Genomic DNA, 21,762 nt, shown 5'->3' on the forward strand with positions numbered 1-21,762 from the left:
CCATATAAATTAAGTAGAAGCAAGCTTCTACTTAATTTTAATTATCTTCTGTTTCAGTTTTTCCTAATTCAATAGTTTCTTCTGAATTATTTACTTCTCCAGCAGTATTTTTTTCTTCAGCAATAACATTACTATCCTCAAAAACTGTTTTTTCAGAAACTCCATCTTTTTCTTCTTCAATTCCCATGTATTTTTTATACATATCTTCAAAATCTTTTCCACTTATAGTTTCTTCTTCCAAAAGTTTTTTTGCAATTATGTGTAAAAATTCTATATTTTCTCTTAGAATATTTTGAGCAGTTTCATAAGCTTGATCAAGAAGATCTTTAACTTCTCCATCTATAAGTTTAGCAACATCTTCAGAATAAGACCTGCCTTTACCAAAGTCTTTTCCTAAGAAAGTTTCTTCTTCTCCAATATCATAATTTATTGGTCCAATTTTACTACTCATACCATAAGTTGTAACCATACTTCTTGCAATTTTTGTAGCTCTTTCAATATCACTGGATGCGCCAGTTGTAAAATCTTCAAAAATTATAAGTTCAGCTGAACGCCCACCAAGCATCGTTGCAAGTCTTGACTTCATAGCATTCACAGTCATATATTGACTATCTTCATCTTGAGAATAAGCAGTAAATCCACCTGCTCTTCCTCTTGGTACAATAGTAATCATTTGAACTGGATCTGACAATGGTACAAATCTTGAGACAATAGCATGTCCCGCTTCATGGTAAGCCGTAATTTTTCTATCTCTATCAGTTACAACAGCTGATTTCTTTTCAGGTCCTGCAACAACTTTTATTGCAGCTTCTTCAAAGATTCTCATAGGAATACTATTTAAGTTTTGTCTTGCAGATAAAAGAGCAGCTTCATTACATAAGTTTTCAAGATCTGCAGGAGTAAATCCTGTTGTATGTTTTGCAATAGCTTTAAGGTCTACATCTGGATCTAATCTTTTATTTCTAGTGTGAACCATAAGAATTGCTTCTCTCTCTTTTACATTTGGAATTCCAACATAGATTTGTCTATCAAATCTACCTGGTCTTAAAATAGCTGGGTCAAGTATATCAGGTCTATTTGTTGCAGCCATAACAATGATTCCTTCATTTACACCAAAACCGTCCATTTCAACAAGTAATTGGTTTAATGTTTGTTCTCTTTCATCATGTCCACCACCAAGTCCTGCACCTCTTCTTCTACCAACAGCATCTATTTCATCGATAAATATTATACAAGGAGCATTCTTTTTAGCTTCTTCAAATAAATCTCTAACTCTTGAAGCTCCTACACCGACAAACATTTCAACAAAGTCAGAACCACTTATGCTGAAAAATGGAACTTTTGCTTCTCCTGCTACAGCCCTTGAAAGATATGTTTTACCAGTTCCCGGAGGACCAACCATCAAAACACCTTTTGGAATTCTTGCACCTATATCACTATATTTTTTTGGAGATTTCAAGAAATCTACAATTTCTTGTAATTCCTCTTTTTCTTCCTCAAGCCCAGCAACTTCAGCAAAAGTAACATCATTTTTCTTGTCCTTATGAAGTTTTGCCTTGCTCTTTCCAAAGTTCATTACTTTTCCGCCACCTTGAGCTTGTTTCATAAATACGAACCAAACGACTCCAAGTCCTACCAAAAGTAATAGAGTTGGTAAAATTTCAATATAAAAAGGCTTTGTAGGTTCAGCTTTACCATTATATTTCAAAGTATTATTCTCTACCTTTGATTTTAAATAATTTTCATAAAATTGAAATCTAAATTCTTGTGGTAAGTAAGCTTTAAATTCAGTTTTATCCTTATCATTTAATTTTCCGGTAATATAGGCACCTTGAGTTGTTATCTCTGAAACTTCATCATTTTTTATTTTTGATACAATCTCTGTAACTGTATATTCTTTAACTACAGGAGTTGAAGTTTTTATTACAAAAAAATACACAGTTAAAAATATAATTGGTATCAAATATATAAGATACGCTTTACTTTTTTTATTCACGTTTTTCCTCCTATTATTTTATTTATAAACTTCTTCTTTTAGTGAAATTATATATGGTAGATTTCTATATGATTGATTATAATCTAAACCATAACCAACAATAAAATCATTTGGAACTGCAAACCCTACAAAATCTCCTGAAATTTCAACAAGTCGTCTTTCAGGCTTATCCAACATGCTAGAAATTTTAACAGTTTTAGCTCCCCTTTCTCTAAAATAATTTAATAGATATTTTAAAGTCTTCCCTGTATCAATAATATCTTCAACTATCAAAATATTTTTTCCAGTAACATCTGCCTCTAAATCTTTTATGATTTTTACAACTCCACTTTCAGATGTATTACCATAAGATGAAATTGCCATAAAGTCTATGGAAATTGGTAAATTTATATATCTAATCAAATCCGCAAAAAACAAAGTAGATCCTCTTAAAATTCCAACCACAACAAGTTCAGATTCATCATCTTCATAATGTTTAGTTATTTCTTTTCCAAGTTCTTCAACTCTACTTTTTATAGTTTTTTCATCAAATAACAATTCTTTCATATCCAACTTAACGACATTATCTAATCTCTCCATAAAATCTCCTTTGATAAAACTTTAATTTTTATAATATCCTCATTTCCTTCAACTAAATATCTGTTAGATCTTCTAATATTAGGAACCCAAACAATATTATTTTTAATTTCAAAAATAGGTATGTTTTCTCGAATATCTTTACTGATTTTTTCATCAATAAAGATATCTTTCAACTTCTTTTTCCCAAAATCAAATTCTAAAAAATCTCCATTTTTTCTTTTTCTGATTTTTATAAAATCAAGATATTTTTTATTTATAAAAAGCAAGTTCTTATTATGTTTTAATTTTTTAAATTCTTCAAAACATGACTGCTCTATAATTATATCAAAAAATTTTGTAGAATACAAAGAAAAATCTAAATTTTCAAAATAAAAATTCGACTCTAAATTTTCAAAAATATTTTTATCATAAATGAGAAGTTTATCATATTCAATTTTAAAAATTACATTTTTAATTTCTATATATTTACCCGTTTTTGAAAAAATCAAATTATCAATTTCTTCAATTATTTTATAATTTATTCCATCTGGATTCTTACTAAAAAATTCAAAGAATTCTCTATACATAATATTTCTAAAAGACCTAGATTGAAGTTTTAATTTTTCAATATAAACCAGTATTTTTCCCTTATTAAATTCCCATAATAATCCTTCTTTTGAAGCAATATATTCTCTTGAAATGCTACTATAATCAAAAGCAATATTAGACAATCTAGAAAGAGCGTCTAAAATTTTAGGATTATATTCATTTTTTAATATTGGAAATAAATTTAATCTAATTTTATTTCTTAGATACAAATCCTCAAAATTAGTTTCATCTTCAACAAAAGGTATATTATTATATTCAATATATTTTTCTATTTCATCTCTTGAAAAATTTAAAATTGGTCTAATTAAATCTCCTCTTTCAGATTGTATCCCTACCAGTCCGTTAATACCGGTTCCTCTTAAAATTCTCATAATAACAGTTTCTGCTAAATCATTCTTATTATGAGCAGTTGCAATATATTCAATATTTTCAGCTCTTTTAATTTCATCAAAAAATTTATATCTTAAAAATCTTGCTCCCTCTTCAGTAGATAATTTATTTTCATTTGAATAAAGGAGAACATCTTCTTTTTTGGAATAAAATTTTAATCCATATTTTTCACATTGAGATTTTACAAATTTTTCATCTCTGTCAGCATCTTCTCTTAAAGAATGATTAAAATGGCAAGCAACTAAATCTAATTTTAATTCATCTTTAAAACAATTAAACAAATCTAGCATAGTCATAGAATCTTTACCACCTGATATGGCAAGTAAAATTCTAGAATTTTCAAGATTATAGTCTTCTAAATTTTTTAAAAATTCATCTTTCATAAAAATTAAAAAACCGAGTAAAAACTCGGTCCCCTTTCTTTACTAAATTAAACTAATCGTTATCCTTATACTTTACTACTATCTCGTCTTTTTCAACCATTTTAAGTTTTTCTCTAGCTACTTTTTTAATAAATTCTTCAGTATCAACTTTTTGAAGATTGTCTTTTGCTTCTGTGATTTCAGAATCCAACTTATCTTTTCTATCTTTTAAAGTTTGAATCTTGTTATTTAATCTGTTTTTTTCCTTGACTTGATAAATAAAAGTCTTTCCAAAAACAATGCAAAGAGCAAAAAATATTAAACTGTAAACCCTGATTCGACTTTTATTTTTCTTTTTCATCAAGTCATCACCCCTATCTACTATAGATTATATAACAAAAAATATAAATTTTCAATACTTTTAGAGATTTTCATACATTTTTTGTGCATCTTCTTTCTTTTGACTGTCAGTAATATCTAAAACTTTAATTTTAACTTCAGAATTTCCGAACTTTAACTCTATAATATCTCCAACTTTTACCTCATCAGAAGGTTTCATAGCTTTTCCATTTCTAAAAACTCTTTCTTTTTCACAAGCTTCTTTAGCTACTGTTCTTCTCTTTATAAGTCTTGAATTTTTTAAAAATTTATCAATTCTCATTAAATATTATACTCCATAACAGCATCTATCTGATATTCTTTATTTTTTTCTCTACCTTTTAGGTCTGTCAATTCCATTAAAAATTGCATTGATACAACTTCCGCCCCTTGTGATTCGATTAATTTTGCACAAGCATTAATAGTTCCACCTGTGGCAAGCAAATCATCTACTATTGCAACTCGATCTCCTGGCTTTAACACATCTTTACAGATTTCAAGTACATCTGTTCCATATTCTAATGCATATTCAAAAGATACAGTTTTTCCAGGTAATTTTCCCGGTTTTCTAACTGGAATAAAACCTATATTTAAGGCATAGGCAACGGCAGAACCAAAAACAAACCCTCTCGCTTCAGGCCCAACAATATAATCTATATTTCTATTTTCTAAATTTCTTTTCATAATATTAACAGCTTCATTAAAAGCTTCTGCATCACTAATTAAAGTAGTTATATCTTTAAAACTGATTCCTTCTTTAGGAAATCCATCAATAACTCTTATCTTTGATTTTAAATCCATAATTTCCTCCTAAAATTTTGCTGGCTACTCATTATATAACATTTTAACTTTTTTTGCAATGATTTAGGACAATTAATTGAATTTAAAATACTTTTTTCTAATAATTAGTCATTATATTTTAATAAATCTTCTTGTAATTGTAGAAGCCCTAGTCTTCCTAAATGTGTAGCATCTTTAAAGAAATATGGAGTATAAGAATATTTACTATAATCAATCAAATTCACATTATTTTTCGCTGAAATATCTCTGATTTTTTTGTAAAAATATTCTATCTCTGATTTTGGAACTCCGGTATAATCAGCCCATTGCCCTTGTAATGGAACTAAAACCAAATTAACTTTTATTCCTAAATCTTTGGCAACATCTAAAAATAATTGTAAATCTCCATATTCTTCTTTACTTCTATACTTTGTATCCTTTGCAGAATCTTTTAACTTATCCAAATTTTTCTTGAAATTCTTATCAAAATATTTATTTTCTATAAAAAATTTATTTTCATTTGTTTCTGCTTTTGCAGTTTCTATTGCTTCTTTCTTTAATTGTTCCCAATCAAATTTTTCAGGTGCTTTTTTATCATTTACACTATCGTCCCTATGATATGAACTTAGAAATTTACTATTTGCAATCAATTTGTATTTTTCATAATTTACATTATTCATTGTTCTATCTATAGGATTGTCTCGTTTTAAACTTTCAACCATCCTTTTAACAATAGGATTGCGCTTAGAAAGTTGTAAAATTCTATCATAAATTTTTTCTTTAGTTTCTTGAGATATTTTTTCACTCTTATACAAATTGTATAAATGATCTATTGAAAATCTGGATTGAAATGCTTCAGGCAAAATTCCCTTCTTTTCAAACCATTGCATTGATAATATTAAATTAACAGTTTTCACCTGAGATTTTTCCCCTATTGAACCCAAAGTTATGGCTTGAATTAGAGATTGATAATATCCTTCTCCTATCTGCATTATATTTTTATCTGAATAATCTAAAAGTTGTTTTGGATGCTCTTTCCAATCATTTGTTACAATTAACTCAGAAGAACCTAGAAGTAAGATAGTTCCCTTTCCTATATTCTTCACTATAGCATCATGTGATTTGTACTTAGAAGGAGAATCACTATATCTTATTGAATTATTCTTGACAGATAATTCATCAAAAGCTTGTTGCTCTTTTTTTGTATAAAAATTTAAAAATGTAAAAGAAATAATTGAAGATAAAATAATTGCTACTGCTAATGCTTTTAACCTTTTCATAAACGCTCCTAAAATTTGATGTATAAATTTTTACGATATAAAAATCGTACAATATGCTAAAATTATAGACTTTTAAAAATTCTTAATAAACTTATTTTAATTTAAAAACTTCATAAATTACTCCAAGTAATTCTACAATATAAACTTTAAATTAAACTAAAATTATCATATTACTAATTTCAAAAATAATGTAAAAATTTTTTTAAAATTTTAAGATATCTATATTTAACGAATACTATTATACCATAAAATCAAGAAAATTCAAAAAATTTTATTTATTATTTTATATGTTTGATAGTTATATACTATTGTGAAATCTTAGTAACGAAGAATTGAAATTTTTTTCTGCATATGCTATAATTCCCTCATTAAAAGTTATAGATTTTTGTATATTATACAAATTTTAAACGTACTAGAACATAAAAATATTGGTTATATTTGTTTTTATAAATTTCAAATATGGTAAAGTTTAGGAGAATTTATGAAAAGATTAAAAGCATTAGTAATTTCATTAATTTTGTCTGTTATTATATCCTCTTTTATACTAATGTATTATTCAAAAAATATTGAAAAAAATATCGTTGTAAAAAATAATAGTATAAAATATAATACTTTATACTCAAAGTATAATTCTTATGATGTGTTGATAAAAAATATAGATAAAAATACAATTTTACTTATGGGTTCATCGGAACTTGTAACAACACTAGAAAATGAAGAACATCCAAGACAATTGTTAAATTATTCAGATAAAAATATAATGCAAATAGGCGGAGGTAATTATCAGAGTTTATTACAGTCCATTGTTTTAGGTTCTATTGGAAGTGATATACCTGTTAAAAAAGTTAACTTAATATTATCAATGCAATGGTTTGAAAAAAAGGGTTTAGAAAAAGAAGCTTTTGAAAATAGAGTTTCATTAGATCATCTTTATCATTTCTTTGATAATAAAAATATTTCTAATACTACTAAAGAAAAAATGTATAATAGAATAAAAAATTTAACTGATTCAACAAGTTTTATCAATTCAACTGTAGATAATATCTATTTCCCTAATTTTTTCTACAAGCTTATAAACCCTATTTTAAAGTTTAAATATAATTTACAAGAAAAGAGAAATTTCGTTAAAAAATATGAATATGATAGTTCTGTAAATAATCTAAAATTTAAAGGAATAGATTGGGAAGTTTTAGAAGAAGAAGCTACAAAAAGAGCAGAGAAAGAAACTGATAATAATAAATTTTATATAGAAAATAGATATTATAATAAATATATAAAGGATGATTTTAAAAAATATGAAGGCTATATGAGTAATCAAAGTTATTCAGCAAGTCCAGAATACGATGATTTAAGATTATTTTTAACTGTTGCAAAAGAGCTTGGTTTTGAAGTAAATCTTATAATGATTCCATTGCAGGGATATTGGGCAGATTATACAGGTATTTCTAAAGACTCAATAAATGAGTATTATGATAAAATAAAAGAGATTGCCAAAGAAAATCAAGTACAACTTACAGACTATAGTATGTATTCCTATAAACCTTACTTTTTTAACGATGTAATGCATTTAGGAAGGTTAGGTTTTATAAAATTACAAAAAGATTTATTAAAACAGAATGACTAAAGTATGAAAAAATAAGGAGTAACTATTATGTAAGCTACTCCTTTTTAATAGTTAGATTTTTCACAAAAAAAAGATTGAGAATACTATTTTCTCAATCTTAAAATTTATACCTAAAAATTACTATATATAAATTCTTTTACGACGTTAAAATCATATAATACACAAAAAATTATAATACTGGTGATCATCACAGTATAAAAAACAACTCTGAATATAAATTCTTGTGTTTCTTTTTTTACCATAATCTACCTCCTAATATTCGTAAAATGTAAACAAATTTTTCTGAGAATATGAAAAATCCAAACATAACCAAATTAAAAGTAATAAAAATAGATGAATATTCAAACCATTTTTTGCTTTTATTATTTTTATAAAATTTAGTTTTTTGGAATAATTCTGTAAATGCAAGAACAACTCCATGATAAAATCCATATAAAAGATAGCTTAACTTTAATCCATGCCAAACACCCATCACAGACATATTAACAATATAGGCAACCATAGCAGTAGTTAATGAACTTTTTAAAAGTTTCCTTTTGAACATTCCAAAAACTAATCTACTAAAAACAAAATCTCTAAACCAATGTGATAAACTAATATGCCATCTGTTCCAAAAGTCTTTCATATCTTTTGCCAAAAATGGTTTATTAAAATTCATTGGAGTTTCAATTCCGAATATTTTGCTAACACCAACAGCCATTAAACTATACCCAGCAAAATCAAAAAACAAATAAAATCCATATAGATACATATATATTAATAGATTAGGAACTGTGTAGTGTCTTTCAGCAACAACATTCATCTTATCAAAAATTAACTGTGATAAAATCATTTTGTAGACAAGCCCTTGTAAAATATATTCTATCCCTTTTCCTAATTTATCTAAGTATTCACTTTTAGTTATTGTAGATTCCAAGTCTTTAAAAAATCTTCTGCTTCTATCAATTGGTCCTGATGAAAGGGTTGGAAAAAATATCATAAAAGATAAATAGTCAACAAATTTTACTTCTTTTATTAAATTATCTTTTATTTCTACAAGTATTTGCATTACTTTAAAAGTGATATATGATATTCCTAAGAATCCTAATCTATAATGTATTTTTGTAAAAGGTAATACACGAGCTAAAATAAGTGGTAGTAAACTTAAAAGTACAAATATATAAACTTTGTCAAAATTTTTCTCTTTTTTAAGCTTTAAAAATAATTTAATCAATAAAAACTCATATATTACAAATATAGTTAATGATATTAATGAATTTATTTTTTTCGAATAAACCATAACGCAAAAAACAAGAGAAACTCCTAAGATATAGTATTTACTTTTCTTTTCTCTAATACCTATAATAACTGCAGGTATGGACATTAAAATAAATACCAACCAGAAATTTAATCCGCTAAAAAAACTCATTTCTACTTCCTACTATTTAAAAATTCAATTATTTTATTTGGTGTATTAACTACTTCCTTATCTAATTCCATTATTCCTAAAGTTATTCCCAATCTTTCTTCAACTTCAACAATAAATCTAACAAGCCCAAGAGAATCCATAAGACCTTCTTCAAAGATATTCACATCAGGAGTATCTCTTAAATCCTCTTCACAAATGTCTTCTAAAATTTCATAAACTTTTTCTTCCATGTAAATCTCCCTATCTATTTTCTAAAATTTTTTTTAATTCTTTTCTATCAACTTTTCCATTATTATTCATTGGTAATTTTTCTAAAAATTTGAATTTTTTTGGTACCATATAACTTGGAACATATTTCTGTAATTCTTCTTTTAAAAACTTTATATATTCTTTTTCATCATCAATCACTTTACTTACTATGAAAGCTGTTATGCTCTTAACTTTATTATCTGAATCATAATTCGGCAATGCACAACAAGAACTTATACCATCAATATTTAAAAGATTGCTTTCAATATCTCCAAGTTCAATTCTATACCCATTTAATTTAACTTGAAAGTCTTTTCTATTGGAAAAAAATAAATTTCCATCCTTATAATATCCTAAGTCCCCTGTTTTATAAGCTCTTTTATTATCTTCAGTAACAAAAAATGCTTTTTCAGTTTGAACAGGATTTTTATAGTATCCGCTACTTACTGTATCTCCAATAATGACAATTTCTCCAATTTCCCCATCACCAAGAATTTTATCATCTTCTCGTATTTCAATCTTACTTCCATTTTTAACATCTCCAAGTGGAAGTATATCAAACTTTTCTAAAACTTCGTCTGTAATTAAAATATCAGTAACACATACTGTAGATTCAGTAGGCCCGTAAGTATTAATAACTTTTGCATTTGGAAATCTCTTCCTTAACCTTTGTGCTGTTTTTTTTGTCAAAACTTCTCCACAAAATAGAAAATAATCTATATTCTTTATATTTTCAGAATTAAATTCTTGTAAAGACAAACACATATCTGCAAATGAAGGAGTAGAAACCCAATTTGTAATACCAGATTTTTCCAAATTTTGATAAAGTTTAGAAAAATCTTGTTGGTCTTCCTTCGTTATAGCAAATAAAGTGGATTCAGAAAACAAAGATAAGTATAAATCCATTACTGATAAATCAAAAGAAAAAGGTGCTTGATTTAAGTAAATTTTATTTTTCTCATTTCCTACAACATTATGTATCCATCCAATATAATTATTTAAATTATCATATGTTATTTGAACTCCCTTAGGCTTTCCTGTACTTCCAGATGTAAAAATTATATAAACAATATCTTCTGGTTCAATTTTATATAGGCCATCATTTGAAATATCATCATATTTTTCATCATTAATAATATTCAAAATCTCTTTTTTATTTAAAATATTAAATTTTTCATCTACAGTCAAATCTTCTGTAAAAATTGAAAATTTTGAATCAGTTACAGTCAACACATCTTCAACTCTATTTCTAGTAAAAGATATATCCATCGGACAATATGGATGCCCTGATTTTGTACAGGCTAAAAAACTAACCAACATTAAAAAATCTTTGTGTCCATAAACTGCAATTGCATCTTTATTCCCAGCTCCAAAATTTTGTAAAATATATTTTGCAAGTCTATCAGAATATAACATAAGCTCCCTATATGTAATGGATTTGTCATCACAAATATAGGCAATTTTTTCTGAACTCTTATAACTATTAAAAGTTTCTAAATACTTCACAAAAAATCCTCCAAATCATTAAAAATTTCAAAGTGTATCTCTCCGTAATATTACTTTTTTATTTTATTTTATTTTTAATCTAATATTTAATATCTTCAATATTAAACTAAACTCAAAATAAAGTATATCGTAATACGTTTATATTTTATACTATAAACTTTAAATAAACCTAAAATACTAAATTTATTTACGATAATTATATTCTCATAGGTTATATTATACCAAAAATAGAAGAAAAACAAAAGCCTGATAGCGCAACTATCAATAAATAATTTAACTTTTTAACAAAATAATTGAATAATTGTACCGCAAAAATATATTTTTGCAAAAAAATACTGATGTATTTAAACATCAGTATAAAAATTTTTAAACAGCTGCTACTGCTTCTATTTCTATTAGAGCATCTTTTGGTAATTTAGCAACTTGAACTAAAGCTCTTGCTGGTTTATGATTTCCAAAAAATTCAGCATAAACTCCATTAATTGCTTCAAAATCATTCATGTCTTTTACAAAAACATTAACTTTAGCAATACTTTCTATGCTTCCACCACCTGCTTTAATAATTTCTAAAACATTAGTTAAACTAGCAAGTGTTGCAGCCTTTATTTCAGTTTGTAATTCTCCATTTGTAATTGGTAATTGTCCAGAAACAAATATTAAATTACCAACCTTTCCAGCTTGTGAATAAGGTCCAATTGCTGCTGGAGCCTTATCAGTTTTTAAAAATTCTACGCTCATTTTTTTACCTCCTAAATCTATGCCCACAATCTTTCAAGATTGTAATAGCTTCTATAATCTTCTGTCATAATATGAACTATAATTTCTCCACAGTCCAATAAAATCCAATTTCCATCTTTATATCCTTCTGTACTTAAACAGTCCATATTATTCTTTTTTAATTGGAACTCAATTTCATCACAAATAGCTTGATTGTGATTAACCACGCTCCCAGTTGCGATAACAAAATATTCAGCAATTGATGATCTTCCTTTTAAATCAATGCTTACAACATTTTCTGCAATCTTATCATCCAATGCTTTCAATATAACATCAAGTTTTTCCATAAAATCACCTCATATTTACTAAATAATCTCTTGCTTTAATTGACAAGGGATGAATTTTTTGAGAGTTTTTTTCTAAATATTCAAAACTATCATTTAAAAACTTTATTATAGCTTTATCTATATCATAATCTGCAATTTTTCTAAGCTCATCAGCTGTATCATACATTCTATTAGGCTCAATCTTGTCTGATATAAACAAAATCTTTTCAATTAAAGACATATTTTCCCTTGCTGTTGTATGATAACGAACCGCTGAAATAATTTCATCGTCAAAGATACCATATATATTTTTACAAACAGCTGCCCCTATTGGTGCATGTTGAATTTTTGGATTATTTTTTTCTTCAACATCCAATATTATATCAGAATTTACTATTTTATTCAACATATAATATTCTTCTAGATTCTTTGCACAATCATGAACAAGTCCAGATAAATAAGCCTTGTGTTCATCAGCATTATATATTTTAGCAAGTCTTTTACAGTATTCTGCAACCCTTAAAGAATGTTCATATCTATTCTTTGAAAGTTTTTCCTTTAAATCTTTTCTTATTTTAAGTATATCAAAATAATTAAGCTCTTCATAAATATAGTCTCTTACTTTTTCGGGTATAAGATATTCTATAGATTTCTTTTCATTCATTCTATTTCTAATTTCTGTAGATGAAATTGAAATAACAGAATTTGTAATAATATTAATATCATATTTTTCAATTATTTCTCTATTTTTTTCTAAAATAAAATCATAATCGTATTTTCTTAGAAAAACTATAACTGAAGTAAGCTCTAAAAGTTTTTCATATTCATACCAAGACCTTACACTTAAAAACTCATCATCTCCCATTATGAAATAAAATTTATCTTCACCATTGTAAAAATTTTCACTAATGGTATTATAGGAGTAATGAACTTTTGTAGAATCATTTTCGACAAGAGAAATTTCAAAGTTTTCATTATCTTCTAAAGCTAATCTTAACATTTCAACTCTTGTATCAAAACTAAATTTATCTACAGCCTTATGTGGAGGATTTGAGTTTGGAAGAAAAATTATCTTATCAAGTCCTATTTCTAGCAAACAGTCCTCAGCAATTTGTAAATGACCATTATGAATAGGTGAAAAACTTCCACCAAAAATTCCAATTTTTTTCATTATTCTGGTAACTCTATTCTATCTTTATCTTTTCTTTTTCTTCTATAAATAACAAATTTATTTCCAATGTGTTGTACAAATTCTGCTCTAGTTTTTTGTAAAACTAAATCTACTATTTCTTTGTTATCGTCCAAATTGTTATTTAGAATTTTGATTTTTACAAGCTCTCTTTTCTCTAAAGCCAAATCTAATTGTCTTATAGTTTCATCATTAACTCCATGCTTTCCTATATTCATAATAGGTTCCATAGAGTGAGATAAAGACTTTAGAAATGCTCTTTGCTTTGGGTTTATCATATTTTCTCCTTATTATTCAAAAAATTCAAATTCCATTTCTCCAATTACAATGGATTGACCTTCTTTTACTCCTTTTTGTTTTAATTCTTCAATTACTCCCTTATCAGTTAAAACTTTTTGGAAATATTTTAAAGAATCATAATCTTCAAAATTAGTTATATAGACTAAATAGTCAATAAGAGGTCCTTCAACATAGAATGTCCCGTCTTCACTATAAATTTCATAAGCCTCTTTTTCAACTTCTTCTATATATTCATAATCTTCATCAAAAGTCTCATAATCTATTTCGATTTTTGATAATTCATCAAATATTTTATATTTTAATTCCTTTACTCCCATTTGTGTAACAGCAGAAATTTCTAATACTGTTCTATCTTTAAAATATTCCTTTACTCTTTTTAAATTCTCATCAGAAGTAAGTAAATCTATTTTATTTGCAACAATTATCTCTTTTTTATTCTTAATATTTTCATTATAAAGCTCTAATTCCTTATAAATAGTATTGTAATCTTCAATAGGATCTCTACCTTCAATTCCAGAAATATCCAAAACATGAACTAAAAGTCTTGTTCTTTCAACATGTTTTAAAAATTCAAATCCAAGTCCAATCCCATCACTAGCACCTTCAATAAGTCCAGGAATATCAGCTATTACAAATGATTTGTTTTCTTCAACTCTACAAACTCCTAAATTAGGTTCCAATGTTGTAAAATGATAATTTGCAATCTTAGGTTTTGCATCACTTAAAACAGAAAGCAAAGAAGATTTTCCAACATTTGGAAGACCAACAAGTCCAACATCAGCAATTAGTTTTAATTCTAATTTTATAGTTCTCTCTTCTCCTTTTGTTCCGGGTTGTGCAAAACGAGGTGCTTGTCTTGTACTTGTGGCAAATCTTGCATTTCCCTTACCACCTCTACCACCTTTAGCAACTATAAATTTATCATCTTTAACTTTAAAATCATGAATAACTCTATTAGTTTCAAAATCCTTAATCAATGTACCAACGGGAACTTTTACAATTAAATCTTCCCCTTTTTTCCCATATTGTTTTTTAGTTTTTCCATTTTCTCCGTTTTGAGCGAAGTAATGTTTTTTATATCTGAAATCCATAAGAGTTCTTACACCTTCATCAGATATAAAAATTACACTTCCTCCATCTCCGCCGTCGCCACCGTAAGGTCCGCCATCAGGTTCATATTTTTCTCTTCTAAAAGAAACACAGCCATCTCCGCCTTTTCCGGCTTTTAATTCTATTTTTGCAATATCTATAAACATATTAACCTCTTTTTCTTATTTAATTTTAAAAAAGATTGAAAGCTCAATCTTTTTTTAATGACAAGCTCATAATTATTTTTCATAATTTTTAAAAATTTCTTTATAAGCTCTAATTCTATTTTCTTTATCCGCAAAAACGTCTGAACCTGAAACTATCAAATCTGCTCCGGCTTCAATGACATCTTTAACATTAGTAGTTTTTACACCACCATCAACTTCTACTATAACATTTAAATTTCTTTTTATTATCTTTTCTTTTAAATTTTTTATTTTATCAATAGCTGAAGGAATAAAACTTTGTCCCCCAAAGCCTGGATTTACACTCATAATTAAAACTAAGTCTAAATCTTCCAATACATAATCTAAAACGTCAATATTAGTTGCAGGATTTAAAGAAACTCCAGCTTTCATTCCCAATGATTTAATATAAGAAATAGTTCTATGAAGATGTTTGCAAGCTTCATAATGTACAGTTAAAATATCGGCTCCTGCGTCCTTAAAATTTTGAACATATCTATCAGGTTCTTCTATCATCAAATGAACATCAAAAACCATATTTGTTAAAGGTCGTAACTGCTTAATTATCATTGGACCAAAAGAAATATTTGGAACAAACATTCCGTCCATTACATCTAAATGTAAATACTTAACTCCATTTTTATCTAAAACTTCTATTTCAGATTTTAAATCTGTAAAATCAGCTGATAATAATGATGGTGATAATTCTAACATTTAATACCTCCTATTTTTTAGATATTCATTTAAGTAAAATATATAACTGTCATATCTACTTTTACTTATACTTCTGTTTTCTAATTTAACTTTCACATAACAATTAGGTTCATTGATATGCCTACAGTCTGAAAACTTACATTTAGAGCCAAATTCAAATTCCACAAAAGCATCTCTAATTTGAGCCTCGCTATCTATAAATTTAGTAAGATCAAGAGAAGTAAACCCTGCTGTATCAATAATGAATGAGTTGTCAAAAAATTCATATAAAGTAGCAGCTCTTGTTGTATGTTTACCTCTTTTTGTCTTATTACTTATCTCTCCAACCCAAATATTATAATCTGGATTTAAAAAATTTAAAATCGTACTTTTACCAACTCCTGAAGCACCTGTAATAACCGAAATTTTGTCTTTACAAATTTCTTCAAATAGTTTTCTATTATCTAAGTTAATGCTATTAAAAATTATCTTGTAACCAAGTCTTTCATAAGTATTTCTAAAATCAATTTCCGTTTCTTTATTGATTAAATCACATTTATTTAAACATAAAATTATTGGAATTTTCATTACTTCATAATACATTATATATCTATCAATGATTTTATATGAAATTTCTGGTTCTTTCAAAGAAAAAACTATTATAGCTTGATCTACATTTACAACTGGAGGTCTTAAAATTTTATTTTTTCTATCAAAAACTTCTACAATGTAGGCAGTATTATCTTCGAAAATTTCAATTTTAACATTATCTCCAACCATTGGGGAAAATTTTTGCTTTCTAAAAACCCCTCTTGCTTTTGACATATATCTTTCAGTTGGAGTTTTTACATAATATAAATCTTTTGAAATATCAAATATAACGCCAATTTCAAACATATTAATTTTCACCTGATAGAATAAGTTCTCCATTTACATAAATATTGAATTTATCACTAGATTTAGCTTTTATATTTATTGTCAATTTTCCACTACCTGTAACCATTGTTTTTTCATATATCTTTGTTTCACCCTTTTCTGTATTTTTGGTAATCCGTAAAAGATAATTTTTATCGGGTTCATTAATAGTATACCTCTTTGTAACTGCATCATCTTCCGTATAATGGCTTAAATTTAATACATTGTCCTTTGTTGCTTTCCCTGAACTTACAACAATATCAATCTTAGTTGACGCATCAACCTTTACGCCTTTGCCATAAGATTGCCAAATTACAGTTCCAGCTTTTTTAGAATCCGCCTTTTTCTCTGTTCTACCAACTGCAAGCCCACTATCGTATAATGCTTTAATAGCTTCAGCTTCAGTTTTTCCAATCAAATCAGGAACTTCTACCTTTTTATCTTCTTTTCCCCTACTTACTACAATGTCAATTTTAGTTCCTTTTTCAACCTCATCACCATAATTCACACTTTGGCTTATTACCTTGTTTTCATCAACTTTATCGTCATATTTTCTTTCAACTTTACCTAATGATAAATTACTCTTTTTTAATAATTCTTCAACTTTTTCAAACTCAACATTTGAAAGATTAGGAACTATCGTTTTATTTTTGCCTACACTTACAGTTAGTTCAACATTTGTTCCCTCTTTTGCTTCAGCGTTAGGAGCTGGGGATTGTTGAACAATTTTTCCTGCCTCAACAGAATCATCATTTACAGTCTTGACTATAAGTCCATTAAGTTTCTTTTCTTTTAATACTCTAATTGCTTCATCTTTATCCAATCCAATTACTGGAGGAACTTTTACAGTATTTGTAGCTTTATTAGAAACTGCCAATCTATATATAAAGAATACGGAAGCTACTATGAGTAAAGCTAATACAACATAAGTTATACTATAATCAAAGATTCCCTTTTTCTTTTTTAGACTTTCTCTATTTTTATTATTATTTTTTATAATCGGTTTGTTAAAATCTTTTTGCTTATCTGCCTTATAAACAGATTCTCTATATAAAGCTCTGTCTGTATTATCGTTAAATGCAACTGTTTGGTTAGTTCCTACATTCTTATCTTCCAATGCCCTAATTAGACTTTCAGCACTTTCAAATCTGTTTTCTGGATCTTTTTCCATACATTTTACAATTATTGCATTTAACCAAGGTTCCATATTTGGAACAAGTCTAATTGGCTCAACCAACGGTTCATTTATATGTTGCATTGCTATTCCAACTGCATTATCCGTATCAAAAGGAACTCTACCTGTTATCATTTCATACATAACAACACCTAAAGAGTAAATATCAGATTTTTCATCAATAAATTTTCCCTTTGCTTGTTCTGGAGAAATATAATGAACTGTTCCAAGTACAGAAGAAGTGTAAGTTATAGTTGAACTTGTTGCAATTCTAGCTATACCAAAATCTGTAACTTTAACATTTAAATTTTCATCAATAATAATATTATGTGGCTTAATATCCCTATGTATTATATGATGTTTATGAGCGCAATCTAAAGCATTAGCTATTTGCTTAGAGATTGAAACAACTGCATTAGAATTTAGTTTTCCATTATCCTTTATTAATTCATTTAGAGTCTTTCCTTTAATATATTCCATTACAATATAGTTAAATGTTTTTTCATTTTCAATATGTTGCCCTACATCATAAATCTTAACTATATTTTGATTGTTTAAATTAGCAACAGATTGCGCTTCAATAACAAATTTTTTTATAAATTCTCTATCTTCAAGATATTGTTCCTTCAAAACTTTAACGGCAACAATTCTTTTTAAATAAATATCCTTAGCTTTGTATACTATGGCCATTCCGCCAATTCCAACTTTTTCAATTATCTCATATCTGCCATTTAAAATTGATCCTAACATATAATCTCCTCATCATTTTTAAAAATTCCAACAGTAACATTATCTCTTGCTAAACCATTTTTAACAGTGGAAATAATATTATAAACCATTTCTTTTGCATTATATTTAAAGTCTAACATTTCTGAAATTTCGTTATCTTCAAGTTCATTTGTAAGTCCATCAGAACAAACAAGTACAATATCTTTAGGTTTAATTCTAATTGAATCAACATCGACTTCTACATGTTTTTCCATCCCGATTGCTCTCAAAATAGAATTTTTATCATTATAATTTTTTACTTCCTCTTCTGTTAATGCCCCACTTGAATATAAATATTGAACTAAAGAATGGTCTTTAGTTAACAATCTAAAATTATCATTTTTAATATATATTCTACTATCACCAACATGTCCAAAGTATAAAATATCTCCATCAAATAAAAGAACTTCTAAAGTTGTTCCCATAAGTCTATTTGATATTTTATTTTCTCCTGAATTTTTTTCTAAATTTATCTCATAAATAACTTTATTGGCATCACAAAAAGCATCAACTAATAAATGCAAATAATCTGAATATAGTTTATAGTTACTTTTTATGTATTCCATAACTATATTTACTGCATAACTTGATGCAATTTCTCCATCTTCATGTCCTCCTACACCATCAGCTAAAATTAAAATATTTAGTTTTTCAAATTGTTCAAAAAGAAAACTGTCTTCATTATTCTGTCTAACATTTCCTTTATCCGAATCCATATAAAAAGACATAAAACACCCCTTTAAAAAAATACCTTTATGAAAACCAACAATTTTCATAAAGGTATTATATCATTTTTTTTTTAATTTAACAACTAATAAGATTTTTCAACAATTAACAGACAAAACTACTTTAACAATTCTATAGCTTTCTGTAATTGTGGGTCTGTATCTAAATGTTCTATCCCTATTTTAGAATTTCCTTTTTGCTCAACTTTATGATCAGGTTCCAATCCTACTTTATTAATCTTAGTACCATTAGGTCCAAAATATTCAGCAATAGTCATTTTTACTCCTTCTGTTTTACCATCATTATCTATAGGGAAAACTGTTTGAATAATTCCTTTACCAAAAGATTTTTCTCCAACCAATGTAGCTTTTTTATTATCACGAAGTGCAACACTTAGTACTTCAGATGCTGATGCTGAACCTTTGTTAATCAAAACTACTATCGGAATATCAGTTCCTTTTCCAGTTGCTTTTTCAAGAGTTTCGTTCCCCTTACTATCTACAATTTTCATAATTGTAGAAGCAGGTAAAATTTTATCTGCAACTTGCTTAACGGCAGTTAATAATCCTCCTGGATTATTTCGAAGGTCAATTATCAAAGATTTTGCACCCTTACTAATACCTTCATCAACAGCCTTTTCAAAATCAGCTCCTGTCTTTGCAGCAAAATTAGTAATTTGCACATATAAAACTCCATTATCTAAAAGTTTTGAATTAACAGATTCTGTAGTTATTTCTTCTCTCTTTATTGTAAAATCTAAAATCTTTTCTTCTGAATCTACAATTCTCTTAACTGTAACCTTAACTTCTGAACCAACTTCTTCATTTCCTCTCATTAGTTTGATTGTTGATTCTAAATCATTTTTTTTGACTTCTTCATCATTTACTTTTACTATAATATCTTCTGATTGTATTCCAGCCTTTTGGCTTGGACCTCCTTTTATAGGAGCGACAACAACTATTTCTCCATTTTCATTTACACTTACTTGAACTCCTATTCCAACGAATTTTCCAGAACTCACTTTTTGAAGCTCCTTCATATCTTTTTCAGTAAGATATTGAGTATACGGATCTCCTAAAGAAGAAAATATAGCCTTCTTTATTTCAGTATTCATTTTTTCATAGTCTATATTGAAATAATACTTCTCTTTTATTGAGTTTACAAATGACTGAAATTTTCCATAATCTGTATTGTCTTGATCAGTAGTATTATTTGTTGTAGTTGTTTTGTTAAAAACAGCTGCAGAATTTTTTCCAGCCTTATATGATATAAATGAACACAAAAATATCATTAAGACTAGAAACGCAGTAAGCCTTTTATTTTTTATCATATATTATTACTCCTAGTGATTCAAATATCTAAGTGGATCTACTGGTGAGCCGTTATATCTAACTTCAAAGTGTAAATGTGGCCCTGTTGAATTTCCTGTAGAACCTACTAAAGAAATAACTTGTCCTTTACTTACTCTTTGTCCAGCTTTTACAACTAAGCTTGAATTATGTCCATATACAATAACAATATTATTTGTATATTTAATCATAACAGCATTACCATAACTTCCATTCCATCCTGCTGAAATTACTACTCCATCTGTTGCAGAGTACACAGGTGTTCCTGTTGGAGCAGGAATATCAATTCCTCTATGTCTTTCTCCACCACTACCAATTGGTGCATTTCTCCATCCAAATGGACTTGAAATTCTATAATATCCCTTCAACGGCCACATCATTTCTCCATTTGAAGGACGTGCATCTATTTTACCGTCATCAATATCTTTTTGAATTTTTCTTTCGTTTATTCCTCTTAGAATATCTGCTTTTACTTTTTCTTCAAAACTTATATTTGCATTTAAATTTTTAACTTTACTTTGTAATTGGTCAATTTCAGATTTTGTATACTCTATATTTTGTTCCAATTTTGCTATAAGTTGTTTGTTTTTTTCAACTTCTTCAGTATAAGCTTGATACTTTATTTCCATTTCTTTTTTCTTAACTACTTTTTCTTCTTTTCTTGATTCAAGTTCTTCTTTTTCTGCTACTAAGGCAAGTTTATCATTTTTCAAACTTGTAATTAATTTTTTATCATAATCAGCAATTGATTGCATCATAAAATATCTTGAAATAAAATCTCCTATACTAGATGAAGAAAACAGAACTTCAATAGAGCTTAAATCTCTATTACCATACATAACACGAACTCTCTTTTTAAATAGTTCTTGTTTTTCAGTAATTCTATCTTCTAAAATTGATATTTTTTCTTTAGAAACTTGAATTTCTTCAGAAATCTTATTAATCATATCTTCTAACTCTGTAAGATCTTTATCCAATTGGTCAATATTTTTTTGTTTTTCAACAATTTCTTTGAATGCTGTATCTTTTTCAGTAGTCATATCATTAATAGATTTTTTCTTGTTTTCTAGATTTTTTTCTTGATTTTTTTTCTCTTTCTTTAGATTGTCTACTTTATCAGCATAAGAAATCACACCTGAACCAAGCATTGAAAGCATAAGTATCAACGCTACAAATCTTCTCTTTTTCATA

General features: G+C 27.1%; 22 protein-coding genes. 1 reads left to right on the forward strand and 21 read right to left on the reverse strand.

Annotation, left to right across the window (positions count from 1 at the left end; all coding sequences use genetic code 11):
* Nucleotides 1-37: 37 nt before the first annotated feature.
* The 7 genes from ftsH to dltD (VJI95_RS01965) all read right to left on the reverse strand — a co-directional run bounded on the left by ftsH (nt 38) and on the right by dltD (VJI95_RS01965) (nt 6,353).
* Nucleotides 38-1,996: an ATP-dependent zinc metalloprotease FtsH gene (gene ftsH / locus VJI95_RS01935; protein WP_324010045.1), complete on the reverse strand. Its 1,959-nt coding sequence runs from the start codon at nt 1,994-1,996 to the stop codon at nt 38-40.
* 18 nt (nt 1,997-2,014) lie between these two features.
* Nucleotides 2,015-2,575 (reverse strand): hypoxanthine phosphoribosyltransferase, encoded by a 561-nt coding sequence (gene hpt, locus VJI95_RS01940; protein ID WP_323998754.1) that lies wholly within the window; start codon nt 2,573-2,575, stop codon nt 2,015-2,017.
* A complete protein-coding gene (gene tilS, locus VJI95_RS01945) occupies nt 2,563-3,936 on the reverse strand; it encodes a tRNA lysidine(34) synthetase TilS (protein ID WP_324010046.1) in 1,374 nt (457 codons plus the stop codon). Before tilS ends, hpt begins: the two co-directional genes overlap by 13 nt.
* Nucleotides 3,937-3,988: 52 nt before the next feature.
* Complete coding sequence (locus VJI95_RS01950) at nt 3,989-4,276, reverse strand: FtsB family cell division protein (protein ID WP_324010047.1); 288 nt, start codon at nt 4,274-4,276, stop codon at nt 3,989-3,991.
* Between the two features lie 60 nt (nt 4,277-4,336).
* The gene (locus VJI95_RS01955; RefSeq protein ID WP_323998757.1) at nt 4,337-4,576 is read right to left on the reverse strand and encodes an RNA-binding S4 domain-containing protein; all 240 of its coding nucleotides are present in this window, start codon (nt 4,574-4,576) and stop codon (nt 4,337-4,339) included.
* Nucleotides 4,576-5,094, reverse strand: coding sequence for an adenine phosphoribosyltransferase (locus VJI95_RS01960; protein WP_323998758.1), 519 nt, complete (start codon nt 5,092-5,094; stop codon nt 4,576-4,578). Before VJI95_RS01960 ends, VJI95_RS01955 begins: the two co-directional genes overlap by 1 nt.
* Nucleotides 5,095-5,198: 104 nt before the next feature.
* The gene (gene dltD, locus VJI95_RS01965) at nt 5,199-6,353 is read right to left on the reverse strand and encodes a D-alanyl-lipoteichoic acid biosynthesis protein DltD (protein ID WP_323998759.1); all 1,155 of its coding nucleotides are present in this window, start codon (nt 6,351-6,353) and stop codon (nt 5,199-5,201) included.
* Nucleotides 6,354-6,834: 481 nt separating this feature from the next.
* Here dltD (VJI95_RS01965) and dltD (VJI95_RS01970) point away from each other — a divergent pair, with 481 nt between their 5' ends.
* Nucleotides 6,835-7,977 (forward strand): D-alanyl-lipoteichoic acid biosynthesis protein DltD, encoded by a 1,143-nt coding sequence (gene dltD, locus VJI95_RS01970; protein WP_324010048.1) that lies wholly within the window; start codon nt 6,835-6,837, stop codon nt 7,975-7,977.
* A gap of 235 nt (nt 7,978-8,212) precedes the next feature.
* Here the strand turns inward: dltD (VJI95_RS01970) and dltB are convergent, their stop codons facing one another.
* The 14 genes from dltB to VJI95_RS02040 form a co-directional block, all read right to left on the reverse strand.
* Nucleotides 8,213-9,385, reverse strand: a complete 1,173-nt coding sequence (gene dltB / locus VJI95_RS01975; protein ID WP_323998761.1) for a D-alanyl-lipoteichoic acid biosynthesis protein DltB — start codon at nt 9,383-9,385, stop codon at nt 8,213-8,215.
* 2 nt (nt 9,386-9,387) lie between these two features.
* Nucleotides 9,388-9,615 carry a D-alanine--poly(phosphoribitol) ligase subunit DltC gene (dltC, locus tag VJI95_RS01980; RefSeq protein ID WP_323998762.1) on the reverse strand — a complete coding sequence of 76 codons (228 nt, stop codon included), beginning with the start codon at nt 9,613-9,615 and terminating at the stop codon, nt 9,388-9,390.
* Between the two features lie 10 nt (nt 9,616-9,625).
* On the reverse strand, nt 9,626-11,140 hold the full coding sequence (gene dltA, locus VJI95_RS01985) for a D-alanine--poly(phosphoribitol) ligase subunit DltA (protein ID WP_324010049.1): 1,515 nt from the start codon (nt 11,138-11,140) through the stop codon (nt 9,626-9,628).
* 366 nt (nt 11,141-11,506) lie between these two features.
* Entirely contained in the window at nt 11,507-11,878 is a 372-nt protein-coding gene (locus tag VJI95_RS01990) for a RidA family protein (protein ID WP_323998764.1), read from the reverse strand.
* Between the two features lie 17 nt (nt 11,879-11,895).
* Nucleotides 11,896-12,204, reverse strand: coding sequence for a ribosome silencing factor (rsfS, locus tag VJI95_RS01995; protein WP_323998765.1), 309 nt, complete (start codon nt 12,202-12,204; stop codon nt 11,896-11,898).
* A gap of 4 nt (nt 12,205-12,208) precedes the next feature.
* Nucleotides 12,209-13,354, reverse strand: a complete 1,146-nt coding sequence (gene nadD, locus VJI95_RS02000) for a nicotinate (nicotinamide) nucleotide adenylyltransferase (RefSeq protein WP_324010050.1) — start codon at nt 13,352-13,354, stop codon at nt 12,209-12,211.
* On the reverse strand, nt 13,354-13,650 hold the full coding sequence (gene yhbY / locus VJI95_RS02005) for a ribosome assembly RNA-binding protein YhbY (RefSeq protein WP_323998767.1): 297 nt from the start codon (nt 13,648-13,650) through the stop codon (nt 13,354-13,356). Before yhbY ends, nadD begins: the two co-directional genes overlap by 1 nt.
* Before the next feature lie 12 nt (nt 13,651-13,662).
* Nucleotides 13,663-14,928 (reverse strand): GTPase ObgE, encoded by a 1,266-nt coding sequence (gene obgE / locus VJI95_RS02010; RefSeq protein WP_323998768.1) that lies wholly within the window; start codon nt 14,926-14,928, stop codon nt 13,663-13,665.
* 72 nt (nt 14,929-15,000) lie between these two features.
* Nucleotides 15,001-15,660 (reverse strand): ribulose-phosphate 3-epimerase, encoded by a 660-nt coding sequence (gene rpe, locus VJI95_RS02015; protein WP_323998769.1) that lies wholly within the window; start codon nt 15,658-15,660, stop codon nt 15,001-15,003.
* Complete coding sequence (gene rsgA, locus VJI95_RS02020) at nt 15,661-16,536, reverse strand: ribosome small subunit-dependent GTPase A (protein WP_323998770.1); 876 nt, start codon at nt 16,534-16,536, stop codon at nt 15,661-15,663.
* A gap of 1 nt (nt 16,537) precedes the next feature.
* Nucleotides 16,538-18,478, reverse strand: coding sequence for a Stk1 family PASTA domain-containing Ser/Thr kinase (pknB, locus tag VJI95_RS02025; protein ID WP_323998771.1), 1,941 nt, complete (start codon nt 18,476-18,478; stop codon nt 16,538-16,540).
* The gene (locus tag VJI95_RS02030) at nt 18,472-19,224 is read right to left on the reverse strand and encodes a PP2C family protein-serine/threonine phosphatase (RefSeq protein WP_323998772.1); all 753 of its coding nucleotides are present in this window, start codon (nt 19,222-19,224) and stop codon (nt 18,472-18,474) included. The genes pknB and VJI95_RS02030 overlap by 7 nt, the downstream gene beginning before the upstream one ends.
* A gap of 116 nt (nt 19,225-19,340) precedes the next feature.
* Entirely contained in the window at nt 19,341-20,552 is a 1,212-nt protein-coding gene (locus VJI95_RS02035; RefSeq protein ID WP_323998773.1) for a S41 family peptidase, read from the reverse strand.
* Nucleotides 20,553-20,564: 12 nt separating this feature from the next.
* Nucleotides 20,565-21,761: a murein hydrolase activator EnvC family protein gene (locus VJI95_RS02040; protein ID WP_323998774.1), complete on the reverse strand. Its 1,197-nt coding sequence runs from the start codon at nt 21,759-21,761 to the stop codon at nt 20,565-20,567.
* Between the last annotated feature and the right edge of the window lies 1 nt (nt 21,762).

The organism is Parvimonas sp. C2 (assembly GCF_035282405.1).
Taxonomy (GTDB): Bacteria; Bacillota; Clostridia; order Tissierellales; family Peptoniphilaceae; genus Parvimonas.